This window comes from Fontibacillus phaseoli (assembly GCF_003337355.1).
Taxonomy (GTDB): domain Bacteria; phylum Bacillota; class Bacilli; order Paenibacillales; family Paenibacillaceae; genus Fontibacillus; species Fontibacillus phaseoli.
Map to the genome: position 1 here is coordinate 518,850 of NZ_QPJW01000003.1, position 12,591 is coordinate 531,440.

General features: G+C 43.8%; 13 protein-coding genes. 3 read left to right on the forward strand and 10 right to left on the reverse strand.

The genetic code is table 11. From position 1 onward, the window contains the following. Nucleotides 1-93: 93 nt before the first annotated feature. The 8 genes from DFP94_RS12380 to DFP94_RS12415 all read right to left on the reverse strand — a co-directional run bounded on the left by DFP94_RS12380 (nucleotide 94) and on the right by DFP94_RS12415 (nucleotide 7,659). Nucleotides 94-1,173: a Gfo/Idh/MocA family protein gene (locus DFP94_RS12380; protein ID WP_220270910.1), complete on the reverse strand. Its 1,080-nt coding sequence runs from the start codon at nucleotides 1,171-1,173 to the stop codon at nucleotides 94-96. A gap of 22 nt (nucleotides 1,174-1,195) precedes the next feature. Next, nucleotides 1,196-2,035 (reverse strand): carbohydrate ABC transporter permease, encoded by an 840-nt coding sequence (locus tag DFP94_RS12385; protein WP_220270911.1) that lies wholly within the window; start codon nucleotides 2,033-2,035, stop codon nucleotides 1,196-1,198. A 25-nt stretch (nucleotides 2,036-2,060) separates the two neighbouring features. After that, complete coding sequence (locus DFP94_RS12390) at nucleotides 2,061-2,942, reverse strand: carbohydrate ABC transporter permease (RefSeq protein WP_114496773.1); 882 nt, start codon at nucleotides 2,940-2,942, stop codon at nucleotides 2,061-2,063. A gap of 114 nt (nucleotides 2,943-3,056) precedes the next feature. Beyond that, the gene (locus DFP94_RS12395; protein WP_181873125.1) at nucleotides 3,057-4,355 is read right to left on the reverse strand and encodes an ABC transporter substrate-binding protein; all 1,299 of its coding nucleotides are present in this window, start codon (nucleotides 4,353-4,355) and stop codon (nucleotides 3,057-3,059) included. Between the two features lie 269 nt (nucleotides 4,356-4,624). Continuing rightward, a complete protein-coding gene (locus DFP94_RS12400; protein WP_114496775.1) occupies nucleotides 4,625-5,635 on the reverse strand; it encodes a LacI family DNA-binding transcriptional regulator in 1,011 nt (336 codons plus the stop codon). A 742-nt stretch (nucleotides 5,636-6,377) separates the two neighbouring features. Next, on the reverse strand, nucleotides 6,378-6,905 hold the full coding sequence (locus tag DFP94_RS12405) for an RDD family protein (RefSeq protein ID WP_114496776.1): 528 nt from the start codon (nucleotides 6,903-6,905) through the stop codon (nucleotides 6,378-6,380). A gap of 23 nt (nucleotides 6,906-6,928) precedes the next feature. Next, nucleotides 6,929-7,075, reverse strand: coding sequence for an RDD family protein (locus DFP94_RS12410; protein WP_181873126.1), 147 nt, complete (start codon nucleotides 7,073-7,075; stop codon nucleotides 6,929-6,931). 44 nt (nucleotides 7,076-7,119) lie between these two features. After that, nucleotides 7,120-7,659: a hypothetical protein gene (locus tag DFP94_RS12415; RefSeq protein ID WP_114496778.1), complete on the reverse strand. Its 540-nt coding sequence runs from the start codon at nucleotides 7,657-7,659 to the stop codon at nucleotides 7,120-7,122. 792 nt (nucleotides 7,660-8,451) lie between these two features. Here DFP94_RS12415 and DFP94_RS12420 point away from each other — a divergent pair. The 3 genes from DFP94_RS12420 to DFP94_RS12430 are packed head-to-tail and all read left to right on the forward strand — an operon-like array spanning nucleotide 8,452 to nucleotide 11,018. Continuing rightward, complete coding sequence (locus DFP94_RS12420; RefSeq protein ID WP_114496779.1) at nucleotides 8,452-9,387, forward strand: ABC transporter ATP-binding protein; 936 nt, start codon at nucleotides 8,452-8,454, stop codon at nucleotides 9,385-9,387. A gap of 38 nt (nucleotides 9,388-9,425) precedes the next feature. After that, nucleotides 9,426-10,169: an ABC transporter permease gene (locus tag DFP94_RS26520; RefSeq protein WP_114496780.1), complete on the forward strand. Its 744-nt coding sequence runs from the start codon at nucleotides 9,426-9,428 to the stop codon at nucleotides 10,167-10,169. A 21-nt stretch (nucleotides 10,170-10,190) separates the two neighbouring features. Continuing rightward, the gene (locus tag DFP94_RS12430) at nucleotides 10,191-11,018 is read left to right on the forward strand and encodes a MerR family transcriptional regulator (RefSeq protein WP_181873127.1); all 828 of its coding nucleotides are present in this window, start codon (nucleotides 10,191-10,193) and stop codon (nucleotides 11,016-11,018) included. Nucleotides 11,019-11,272: 254 nt separating this feature from the next. Here the strand turns inward: DFP94_RS12430 and DFP94_RS12435 are convergent, their stop codons facing one another. Then, nucleotides 11,273-12,037 (reverse strand): carbohydrate-binding protein, encoded by a 765-nt coding sequence (locus tag DFP94_RS12435; RefSeq protein WP_114496782.1) that lies wholly within the window; start codon nucleotides 12,035-12,037, stop codon nucleotides 11,273-11,275. 193 nt (nucleotides 12,038-12,230) lie between these two features. Then, nucleotides 12,231-12,380, reverse strand: a complete 150-nt coding sequence (locus DFP94_RS12440) for a hypothetical protein (RefSeq protein ID WP_181873128.1) — start codon at nucleotides 12,378-12,380, stop codon at nucleotides 12,231-12,233. Nucleotides 12,381-12,591 lie beyond the last annotated feature (211 nt).

The window sequence follows — 12,591 nt, forward strand, 5'->3', positions numbered from 1 at the left end:
CCTCCTATAGTCCATACATCCCTTATATGACTTCCAGCTTCGGCAAATCGACAATGGCGCCGTCTTTTCCCGGGGTGAGGATCACGAGCTTTACTACTGAGCCCATATTCTTGTCGAAGTTCTTACTTCCAGATTCGGATGTTTAAGTGCCGCGTCCATCATCAAAGCAAGGTAAGTATCTTGCAGCGCTTCCTTCAAAGAATAAAATTCCATTCCGGTAGCCAAGTACTCGCCCATCCGTTCCATGCAAGTGGCTACAGCAATTTCATCATCGTTCAATCGAGCGTTCTTAAATGGATTTTTATAGACGAACTCTTCCCCCAGCATGATTCCGTAATGGGACCATTCCTGATTGCTGTAATTTCCTAAGTCGATTCGGTTTAATTCCTGCGTCACCGGCACGTTGTCAGAAGAAAGATAACGGATGGTCAGGTCGTCGATTTCACCTCTTACCCCTTGTACGGTCAGTTGGCGGGTTCGAATAAAGGAGTGGTACTGCGCCGGATCCGAGAAATCAAAAAAAGCGACTTTCCCATTGTCGAATTCCAAAGTCAAACGGTCTCTTGTACAGAAAAAAGTCTCTCCATCTTGGACTATTCCTTCACGTCCGTACGTTTCGGTCACCTCGAAGGAAAACCTTTTCCCGTAAATCGTGCAATTTCCGGATTCTGCGTTCAATAACTTCCTGATGATACTGACGCCATGATACCCATGTAAGGACGATATATTGATATTGCTGACTTCTCCCAGCTTACCGTCCTGGATCACCTTTAACCAAGCGGCATATAACGGTTGTACAAAATATTGCTCGGCAATCTGCAGCTTGGCATCATATTTGCGAGATTGTTTCCAGAGCTCCTCTAATTCCTCTATCGTTTCCCCAGGAGGGGTCTCGCACAATACGGGGATCCCTCTTTTAAACAAATCTATTAAATAGCCGCTGACAAATCCTCTTTTGACGGACAGTACCACATAATCCGGCTGGCTTCTCATCAGTTCGTCGAGTGACTGAACAACCTTCACCCCAAATTTTTCAGCGAATTCTTCCCCTTTTTCCCGATTACGGATGACCACTCCGGTTAATTCGAATTTCTCGGGCAGAGCTTTCGCAATACGAATGTAAAATTCGGCTCTCCAGCCCGAACCTATGAGTCCAAATTTGATTTTACTCATCTTCATTCTCCTCTTTTATGTTTTACCCTTTAATCCCTCCGGTGGTTAATCCGGCAATGATTTTCTGTTGGAACATTAAGACCAGAGCGATGAGCGGAACCGTTACGACAATCGACGCGGCAGCCATGTCGCCCCATGGAAGTTCATAATTGCTGGGGAACAACGCGATTCCTACCGGCACCGTTCTCATGCTGTCGTCCGTCATAAAAGTCAAACTATAAATGTACTCGTTCCAGGAGTTAATGAAGACCAACAGGCCGACCGAAAAGGTGGCGGGTTTAATAAGCGGCAGCATAATCTTGAAGAAGGTCTGCAGCCTGGAACAACCATCGATGGTCGCTGCTTCCTCGAATCCTTTTGGCAATTGACCGAAGAAGTTCGTTAATAACCAGATGGAGAACGGCAAAGCAAATGTCGTATAAGGAATAACTAACCCGGCATACGTATTCAGCAAGTTCATGTTTTTCAGGATTAAAAACAAGGGGCTTACCGTCGAAATCGTAGGGAACATGGAAATCGATAGAATGGACAGCAGGACGATTTTTTTCCCCTTAAAGTGCAATCTAGCAAGAGCATAGGATGCCGAGGCTCCGATTAAAATACTTACGACTGTCGTAACTGTAGAAACAATCGCACTATTCAATAGATACCTTGCAAACGGGTGTTTCTGGAATACATTGAAGTAATAGTCTACGTTAATCGTGCTAGGTATCCATTTGGCCGGGATGGCCGAAATCTCCGCAAGGGGCTTGATCGAAGTTAAAAATTGCCATAGGTAAGGCAGTAAAATGAAGGCTAGAAATAATAAAACCATCATGTACAATAAGGTCGACTTTACAGTTCTCGATACTTTCAGATCCAAAGGACGCCCCTCCTCTCCGGGTATATTAAGTAAGTTCTTTTCCAATTGATTTCATATAAATTAAGCTGATGCCAAAAACAAATAAGAAAATAAGCACCGATACCGCCGAACCATATCCGAAATTCAGGAATTTCATCAAATGGGCGTATGCATATAGAGATACGCTTTCCGATCCGTTTGCGCCGCCGGTCATGACGGATACCAAATCGAATACCCGGAACGCGTCGATTGTTCTGAATAACAGAGCGACAAGTACGGTACTTCTTACCATAGGCAGCGTAATTTTGACAAAAGACTGAAACGAATTCGCACCGTCTATTTTTGCCGATTCATACAAATCTCCCGGAATCATCTGCAACCCTGCTAGAATCAATAGCGCCATAAACGGAGCCGTTTTCCAGACATCCGCAATAACCAGAGCCATGAATGTACCGCTTTCCGTGCTTAACCAGGCTTTATACCCGTCGATCATTCCAAGTCTGGAAAGCACATCATTGAACAAACCGTACTGGTCATTATATATAAATTTCCACATCAGGGCCGATACGGTCGTCGGAATCGCCCATGGAATAAGAATCGCCGCTCTAACCAAACCTCTGCCTTTGAATGTTTTATTCATAATCATCGCCGCCGCAAAACCAACGATTAATTCTAATACAACGGTCGCAATCGTGAATTTGAAAGTGAAAAAGATCGAAGCACCCGCTCGTTCATCCCGGAATATATCGGTATAATTTTTAAGCCCGACAAACGGATATCCTGAGCTCGGGTTTGTTAACGTCATTTCATGCAGACTCAACCAAAATGTCCTTAAAATCGGATATACCGCAATGACCAATAAAACGACTAACGCAGGGAGCATCATCAGCCAGGCATCTCTGGTTTCCCTGCTTTGCAAACTCTTCATCCCCTCGACCACTCCTTCTGATAGCATGGACTGCAATATGAGTTGAACTCAAGAAAAGCGGGGTTAGGCAAGTTCAACCCATATATGCTGCAGTCCCTGTCCTTTCCGATTTCCTTATTTGCTTAATGCTTCGAGATCACTTTGAATGGTCTCCAGAGCCGTTTTAATATCGACGTTTTCAGATAATGCAGAATGAATGTTACGTTGAATCGAATCGGAAACTCTTGCATACTGCGGAGACATCGGTCTGGCTTTGCCGTTCATAATAATTTCATAGAAGTCCGCATAGAACGGATTCGCTTCCAAAACTTCAGAATCTTGATATACCGATTTTAAAACCGGTGGCTGAGCCGCAATCAAATTCATTTTCTTCTGAACGCTTTCGCTGGACAAATATTTGATAAAGTCAACGGCAGCCTCTTTATGTGCATCATCGATAGACTTATTGATTACCAAATTCAGACCGCCAAGCGTGGAATGGGACTCCGTTCCTTTCGGACCGACCGGCAAAGAGGTAACGCCTACTTTATCCTTTACTTTAGAGCCTTCTTTGTTGGCTTGACTCCAGAATCCGGACCAATCCCGGATAAACAGGGCCTTACCGTCCAAAAATACCTGCTCGCTCTCTGGCTCGTTATAAGTCGTCACACCTTCAGGGGCGTAGTTTTTAACCAGGTCCAGCATGATTTGGGTCGCCTCGGCATTGTTTTCCGAATTGACTACCGGTTTGCCCGATGCATCCAGAATTTCTCCGCCATTGTTCGCTACGTATTCTACCCAGTTACAAACTAGCGCTTCAGACAGTGCTGCTTGGAATACTCCGGTGTATTGAACATCATTTACGCCTTGCACTTGGCTTTGAAGATCCATCCAACCTTGATAAGTCGTAGGAGGTTCTACACCCAATTGATCAAGTACGTCTTTGCGATAAAAGAGAGCGCTTGCATTTGTGAACCACGGGAACGCGACGAGCTGGTCGTTATACGTTGCCGTTTCAATGGTACCCGGCAAATATAGGTCTTGTGTGGCTTGATCAAAATGCGGGGTCAGATCGGCTAACCATCCGGCTGCGGCAAACTCCGCCACATAGACGACGTCCAATGCCATAACATCTACGCTCGTGTCGCCCGAGGCCAATTTATTCACAAAATCATCGTGGACCACATTAGCGTCCTGTGGCAAAATTTTTGTTTTGACAACATATTTGTCCTGGCTTGCATTATATTCATCGATAAGTGTTTGCGCTGGTTGCCCGATCCCTTGGTCAAAAGAGAAAGTAATGGTAACCGCTTCCTTTGAGTCTGTTGCTTCCGCGCCAGATTTAGTCGAATTTCCTCCGCAAGCAGCTAGTGAAAACACAAGTGTACCCGCAATCAATGGCATCCAAAACTTTTTAGCTTTTAACAGTTTCATAAAAGAAACCCCCATCTGAGTTTAATGGCTAAAACCTCACAATACTAAAACAAACAGGAAACACTTTCTTTAAAGCTTGCAATATATCCTTTTGAAAACAACCCAACATCAGGAAAACCTTTTCCTAGCTAATAAAAAAATATAATCGCACTTTCCCCCTTCTATTCCCCCTTTAAGTACCGTTTATAATTTTTAAAATCTCTCTACGGGAAAACCTTTTCCTGATGTGAGTACATTATACCTCGGTTATTTAGCAAAATCAATGGAAATTATATTTTTCGTACACTGATTCTTCTAATTATTTTATGCGGGATAAACTGCGTTACCGGTACGGTCTGCTGATGAATCAGCTTAAAAAGCGTCTTGATCGCTTTAAGCCCTTCATCAAAATAAGAGATTCGAACCGTTGTCAATTCGGGACTAAAATACCTTCCGAACTCTAAGTCATCAAAACCCATAATGGAAATGTCGGCTGGCACCGAAACCTTCGTCGTTTTTAAGAACCGTATGGCCCCAATCGCCATGGCATCGTTGCACACCATAACCGCGGTCGGCAAAGCGCTATTTTCTTCGTAAATTTTTCTCATACATTCATACCCGGATTCGAAAGAAAAATCTCCGTGTTCGATATAAGAATCCGGGACTTCAATATTCTGTTCTTTTAAAGCCACTTTGTAACCATTTAAACGCTTTTGTCCGGATGAATAGTCGTTTTCGGGCCCGCAGATCAGGGCTATTTTCTGATGCCCGTTCTCAATCAAGAAAGAAGTCGCATCATACATCGCCTTCACATTGTCATGGATGACTGTGTGTATTACCTCTTCACCTTCCGAAGCTTCCTGAGTAACCAGGACGATAGGATACCTTTTTCTTTTCATTTCTTCTACCAATGCAGAATTAACATCGACACCCGCAAACAAAACTCCGTCTACTTTCTTATCCGCCAATACCCCTAGCAATTCAATTTCCTTTTCCTGTTGTCCCCCCGATTCGCAAACCATTAACGTATAACCCTTCTGTTGGCAAAAACTGTTTATCCCTCTGGTTAAAGCCCCGAATACCGGATTGGAAATGTCAGGAACAATGATTCCAATGATGTTGGTTTTCTTCATAATTAAACCTCTTGCCAGGGAATTCGGCTTGAAGTTTCTTTTTTGAATTACATCATTTACTCTTTTTTTCAGCTCAGGGCTTACCGCTTTGGAATTATTGATGACTCTTGAAACGGTCGCGACTGAAACCCGGGCCTCTTTGGCAATATCTTCAATTGTAACAGACATGACACCACTCCTAGAAACTCGCTAATCGATGCTCGTGTGTTAATCCGAACACGTGCTAATCATCATTCTGACAATATTTTAGCATTAAATCAACTTTTATTCATTTGAGTCACCCCTAGTAAACAAAATATTGGGCCCAACCATGACGAACTGCTCGAAATACTCAAGGTTATACCAGCCCATCGGAGTTAATTACTTCGAGTAGTCATTTATGGCTACAAAAAAAACCACAATATGGACGGTTTAGCTCCAATTGTGGATGGCTTAAATGTTTCAACACTCTAGCGATTTAGTCTATGGACTAACACTTCTATGGTTAAAACTATTTTAAATATAGGTTTTGTAGTTTAACAATCTAAAATCTTTCTAGAGTATCTCGTATGTAACTCCACATTTGAGTAGTCCTTGTGGCCAAAGCCAAGGCGAACTGCGACATAATGCGTAATAACTTCGCGGTTAAGCGGGACTTCCTGCAGGCACATCATCGCAAAACATTAAGTCGCGAGGAGCACTGCTGCCGCTTCGCATCATCTCCTCCCCAAACATCCGCAGGATCACCGGAGAAACCGGGCCTCTCCCCATCCGCCGCGAAGCGCACATGCAGCAGGTTGACGGTGTTGTATTCCATCGCGAGGTCGCGGAAGTTCTGGTAATCCTGGCGCAGCCGGGCGCCTTTCTTCAGCTTGAAGGGCAGATTTTGAGTTCGGGCATCAGGCGTTCTCGGGGTGTGAGGTTGTCCCCCTCACGCTATTTTCGTAACCTCGTCCATATTCTTCTCCGTCGTAGTCAGGTAAGCGGCCAGTTGGTCTTTGTCCACGACATACGCCTTGGCCATCTTATCGTGGAGCCCTTGCCGCTGTTCCGTGAAGATCACCATCAGGTAACCGATGTAGAGGATGAGGGAAGAAATGATTTTGCCAAAAAAACGGCCGCTCGCCTTCCCGAACGTAATCCGTTCATTCATCTCGCCGACCACAATGCTGCCGATGGCCAGCTTCCCTACAGTCGCCTGCAGCTTGGACGATTCCATACTGGCATAATAGAGCCAAGAGAGAAGTAGTCCCAGTACCGCCGCAAATTTAAAGTAGACTCCGCTCTCAAAAATTCCGCCCAACTCTTCGATATCGACCCTATCGCTTTGACTCAAAATAAAGTCGTAATACAGCGAACGCAAATTCAGAAAACCGATTAGAAATACTTGCATAATAAACTGGATCACTAGGGTATCCACTAGCCAGGCGATAACTCTTTTTCCAAAACTGATATACATCGTTCTCTCTCCCTCATTTTTCGCTAATTTTGTCTCGCCGGGACTGTAACCCGACCCATGATATAACCGGTGCTGAAGATTAATGCGGACAGAAGCCTTCCCGGATATCTCACGAAAGCTTGACCGTAGGATAACCGTTCGTAACTCCAGTCGACCACCACGATCCCCAAGAGTATTTCCCCCAAGGTAGCTCAACTCTCTTTTTCCGGCCGTTTCACCGGCTCCAATTCTCTAGCTCGGCTCGCTTCACGTTCAGAGCCTTTTGCGCCTCCGCGCAAGCGTCTCCGCCGATCTTGCTGCTAAGCAGCTCGATAAGCTCCGATGCTCCCCGGATCCCCGCCGGAATGCGAACGGTTCCCGAGGCCCCCTGCAGCAAAAACTGCCCGCCGAAAAACCGGGTGTACCCCACACTTTGAAGTTCTCCGTAATTCAGCATCCGTTTGCCGCCCAGCGTGCGCACCGAGAGCCAGGATTCGCCGGCCTTGGCCCGAAAAATCAGGTGCTGGATCACCTGGATGAACAGCAGGAGCGTCCCCACTGCGATCAGGTAGACAAACACCATAAGCTCCTCTCTGGCCTCATCCGCCAGCAGAAGCGGGAGAGCCGCCGCACAAATCAAGAACCCGAGCAGGCAGGAGACCAGGACGAAGCGCGACTTCCTCAGCTTCATCTCTCCTTCAGGTCCTCTTTCCGCAGGCAGGAACGGCTTTGCAATCAAATATCGAACAATAATTCTGATGAAAAATCCTCTCATCGATAAACCCTCCTGGAGCATAATTCCTAAATATAATGATTCCTTGGATCTGATTTAGCTGAAAAAACGCCATCTACTTTGCGCCCCAACCGCCAATATCCTCTATCTCAGATCGATTAGCGGGGGGTCCGGTTAATTCCCTCCTTGTCACGGGGAAGGCCCCAATTAGCAGGGAGATTTCCCGTTCATGAACCTCCGAAGAATCGGCTCCGGGTAAGGTATGAGCTCGAAAAAAACACGAATCGCCTTACTTGGCCCCTCCCGCGTGCAGACTCCAACCAAATTAACTCTCAACTCAATCCATTAACGGGAAATTCCCCCGTTAATTATCAAGGGATTGGTTACCCGGCGACAAATTGGTTAGAGCATCGCCCAGACTACGGCAGCGGGCAGAGGCTGGCGGACGATAAGCTGCGGACCGGCAGGGCGCCATTACGCTGACCGAGACCGCTCCGGAAGGCGGGACCGCCACCACGGTGCTGGATATTTCCGTGAAACCCAAATTACTGTGGGGTTCTGGCCCATCGCCGGGGGGCTGGTTGTTGTTGCCGCCGGGTTTCTGCTCTACCTGTGGCTCCGTCCCAAACCGGCTAGTACTTTATTATTATCGGCTGGAGGGGGAGCACGGCTTAATGTCTAGTCCGCCTTCCGATTTTTTCCGACTGGTAGAAAATGAATATGCGAAGATATTTGCCTCGCATTTGGTTTCGCCGAGATAACATAAGCCCCTTGACTTTCCTATTGTAGGATAGTTTATGCTCGCTTTGCATAACCAATAAAGGAGTGAAAGAATTGGAAGCTATTACGGTGAGAGAACTGAATAAGACATTCAAAAACGGAAAAAAGGCTTTAAGCAATTTCAACTTAACTGTCTCTCGAGGAGAAATATTTTCTCTGCTTGGTCAAAACGGGGCGGGGAAATCAACATTGATTAACATTTTGACCACTTACATCTTACCAACATCCGGTGAAATCACAATTATGGGGCATCATTTAAAGAATGAAAGCCAAAGCATCCGAAACTGCATCTCCTGTGTCGCTCAACATACCTCCATAGACAAGCATCTGTCGCTTAAGGAGAATTTGGAGTTTCAAGGCAGACTGTTCGGTCTGGATTCCGCCACCATCCAAGCTCGCAGTGAAGAACTAATACAAGCCTTTCACCTAACAGAATTTTGTGATTACCAGGTATCCGAATATTCAGGAGGGGTGGCAAGACGGCTTGATATTGCAATGAGTATGATATCCCATCCAAAAGTTTTATTTTTGGATGAACCGACTGTTGGCCTGGATATAGAATCAAGACAGATTTTGTGGCAAATGATTAAGACGATTCAAGAGAAGTTTAACACGACTATATTTTTGACAACTCATTATTTGGAAGAAGCTCAATTATTAAGCAACACCATTTGTATCATGAAAGACGGGCAACCTCTAATTCAAGGCAGCATGAAAGAACTTAGACAATATTTCCGCGAGCCTGTTATACGAGTTGAGCTTAATACCGTTAAAAGCATTGCTGCTATTGTAGAACGTTTGAGTGCTCAGAGCGCTATCAAACATGTAAGAGTCGAGGAAAAGACATTATACATTTCTGTAGATGACAGCTCGGAAGGCTTTGCTAAAACAAATTTATTATTAACCGAGAATAATATCGGATTTTGTGCCATAGAAATTCAAAAACCTTCATTATCCGATATTTTCCTGAAATTCACTAGTACCCATTAAGAAGAACTTATAAATTGATTATACGGGGAGGAAGTAAAATGAGAACTTTCAGCATTGTCTTAAGAAATGTAAAATGGCGATTCAAAAATATGGAAACTATTATTATGACACTCATACAGCCGTTAATTTGGCTGCTACTATTTACAACGATATTCCAATCGGAAACGTATGTAGGAGATAATTATACGGCTTATACACTTCCTGGAATTCTGATTCTCGTAACCCTTACATCATCCGGCATGAGCGGAATTTCAAATTACTCCTGGAAATCCGACGGAATTTTTTATCGAATATTCATCTCTCCTGTAAAAAGAAGCTCTATTGTATTAGGCCATATTTTTGATGCAGCTATTTTAACTTTTGTCGAAGTTATTATACTTTTTATTTTTTCGTTTTTCCTGTCAGTCAAAATAGCAACTGGAATGCTCGGGTGCCTACTCATCATTTGTTTAATTTTCTTGTGCGTTTTTTTTGTAGCAAGCCTCTCCTATGCGCTTAGCATGATTTTCAAAACAGAAAATTCCTTTTTAGCCATTGTTAATACATTCACACTTCCCATCTTTTTTGTGAGCACCTCATTGATGTCTTATGAATATATCCCGGCCGCTTTCAAAATCCCGGTATCGTTAAACCCTTTTACCTATGTTATAAATTGTATAAGGGATCTAATTTTACAAAACTCTATTAACTGGAACTCTATATTAGGTACTTTCTTATTATTTCTGATCTTGGGCGTTTCGGCATTTCTGATCGCTTTACATGTATTGAAAACCAGAAATTAGACAATGATTGGGAGGACTACGGTGCTAAGAATTAGTGACTTTTCCATTCTATCGCAGTTAAGCACTAAGATGCTTAGACATTATGCTGACATTGATTTACTTCCTCCAGGCTTTATTGATGAAAGTACGGGTTACCGGTATTATTATGTACACCAGTTAGCGGTAGCTAATAAAATAAACATGTTGAAAACCATGGGACTCAGTTTGCATTTAATAAAGAAGATTCTATATGAATATGATGAGGATATTTATTTGATGAAGTTCTTGAATAGGCAAGCGGCACAATTACAGGAGGAAATAAAAGAGAAGCAAGATAAAATATTGTTAATAAACTCCATGATTAAACACCTAAACGCTCAGAAAGACTCGTCAAAATATACGGTTACGGCGAAGAAAATTCCAAAACGACGGGTGATTTATTTACGCGCACAAATCAAGCAGTATCAGGATGAAACTCTGTTATGGAGAAGACTATCCAGGATCGTTCATGGCCAGAATATACGACTAAGCTATCCGCATTTTAATACAACCGTTTTTTACGAAGAAGATGTTCAAAATCAAAGGATTGATATTGAAGTCCAAAAATCCGTTTCAGGAGATTATGAAAATCTGCAAGGAGCCAATATTAAAATAGAAAAAGAACAAACCGTGGCTTCATTTATCTATGAAGGAAATTATAACGAACTTAGTGAAGTGAATGAAACAGTCGCTCATTGGATATTAGATAATGATTACGAATTGAACGGCTCCCAATTTAATATTTATCATATCTCCCCTGAAGAGGCTAACGAAGCTGCCAATTTATTAACGGAAATTTGTTTTCCAATAAAGAAAAAAACAAATTCCTAAGATTATGGAAGTGTTCTCCCCGGTCTCCTTCGGCATTATCGTGTTTCTCCGATTAGTTTATGATTGGACTTGCCCTATGCTCGACGGAAAAAGCACGGCAAAATTCGCTATTGACCCACAAGGCCCTGACACCTTGGAGTAGACTAATTACCTGTCAAACGACAGAAAATCCACGAACAAAATCGCCCTCCATATGGCCGGGAAGGCCACTGGAGAGCGATTGAAGGTTAATGGGCGAAAATGATGCTCTTCGCTTAGCGGTTTACGGTGTAATTGTGCCCGTAATTGTTATCCCAGTAAGTTTGTCCATTGACGGTGTAGGAAATCGCGTACTTAATTTGCGAAACGCTGGGGGCAATATTATGGAAAGTAAAATGCCAAGCCTCTACACTGTCGTCGGAATTCGCCGGCATCGAATAAGTGGCGTCCCCTTCCTTCGTGGTTGCCCAGTTATCGGTTGTATATTTGATTTTGACCTGTTTGCTGTAGCCTGCATTTTTGACATAAACAGCTCCCCGGAAGGTGTCCTGAATTAATTCATCGTAGGCACGAAGGACATTCGGTTTCCCGAGAATGGTGGAGCTTTCAGTATAGCGGCTGACGGAGTAATTCCGGCCGTTATTATTGTCCCAATACGTTTGCCCGTTGAACTCATACTTGATGGCAAATTGGATCGTTTGGGCATTTACGAGCTCGGGATGCGTATTCTCAATGCTGTTCGTGGAAATGGCGAAATTCCATGCTTCATGCCCAGCGTCGGTTGGACCTTCATAGGAGGCGTTCGTATCGTACCATTGCCCATTTCCGGGAGTATAGTGAATCGTTACGTTTTTTTGGGGACTCGAGTTGCTGACTTCCACTTTGCCGCTGAATCCCACATAACCAAACTTGTAAGTATAGAGATTGGCCGAAATCAGTTGAACCGGCTGGTCATTTGCAAAAGCAGACTGCGCAAACGTTAGCACAAAAATCGCCACCAAAGAAAACACCGACACAAACTTCTTTACTTCTCTTAACATTCTCTACCATCTCCTATTTTTTGGATATACTACATTAATAAAATAGCACAGAAAATCCCAAAAATAAACTCTTTTTCTGGAATTTTCTGAAAATTTAATAGTTTTGGTATCAAATGCAATTTTGTGTTGGGCAAACGTTTGCCTTGAGTTGGAAAGAGAGATCGTAAGATGCCGTTCTAAGGTGACGAAGAAATCATGCAGATGTGGGATTAATATGGATCATGTCGCTTTCTTGGTTCAATCCCATAACCACGCCCGGAAGGCGTCCGCTTCGGCGCAGGCGTTTCAGGCCCGTCCTGTTCAATGATAATCTTTGTTCCGCCGCAAAACTTGCTCTCATCATTTCAATTCTCCTTGTTATTCAACCGATATTTTGTGCTCTCAAAATCTCTATCCGCCAATGAACATTGATTTCGTCCCCCTGCCAGGGGGATATAAAGAGCACCATGACATCACCGCCTTGGTACATAAAATGATAGTATTGAAGGCATCTCGCTCCGACGGGAGCGAAATGCCTTTGAATTGACCATAGCATAAACCCTGTAGTCTGTCGA

Coding starts and splice junctions, on each gene's coding strand:
- DFP94_RS12380 (WP_220270910.1), bottom strand. CDS start 1,173: ATGAGTAAAATCAAATTTGGACTCATAGGTTCGGGCTGGAGAGCCGAA.
- DFP94_RS12390 (WP_114496773.1), bottom strand. CDS start 2,942: ATGAAGAGTTTGCAAAGCAGGGAAACCAGAGATGCCTGGCTGATGATG.
- DFP94_RS12395 (WP_181873125.1), bottom strand. CDS start 4,355: ATGAAACTGTTAAAAGCTAAAAAGTTTTGGATGCCATTGATTGCGGGT.
- DFP94_RS12400 (WP_114496775.1), bottom strand. CDS start 5,635: ATGTCTGTTACAATTGAAGATATTGCCAAAGAGGCCCGGGTTTCAGTC.
- DFP94_RS12405 (WP_114496776.1), bottom strand. CDS start 6,905: ATGTATATCAGTTTTGGAAAAAGAGTTATCGCCTGGCTAGTGGATACC.
- DFP94_RS12415 (WP_114496778.1), bottom strand. CDS start 7,659: ATGAGAGGATTTTTCATCAGAATTATTGTTCGATATTTGATTGCAAAG.
- DFP94_RS26520 (WP_114496780.1), top strand. CDS start 9,426: ATGAGAACTTTCAGCATTGTCTTAAGAAATGTAAAATGGCGATTCAAA.
- DFP94_RS12435 (WP_114496782.1), bottom strand. CDS start 12,037: ATGTTAAGAGAAGTAAAGAAGTTTGTGTCGGTGTTTTCTTTGGTGGCG.
- DFP94_RS12440 (WP_181873128.1), bottom strand. CDS start 12,380: ATGATGAGAGCAAGTTTTGCGGCGGAACAAAGATTATCATTGAACAGG.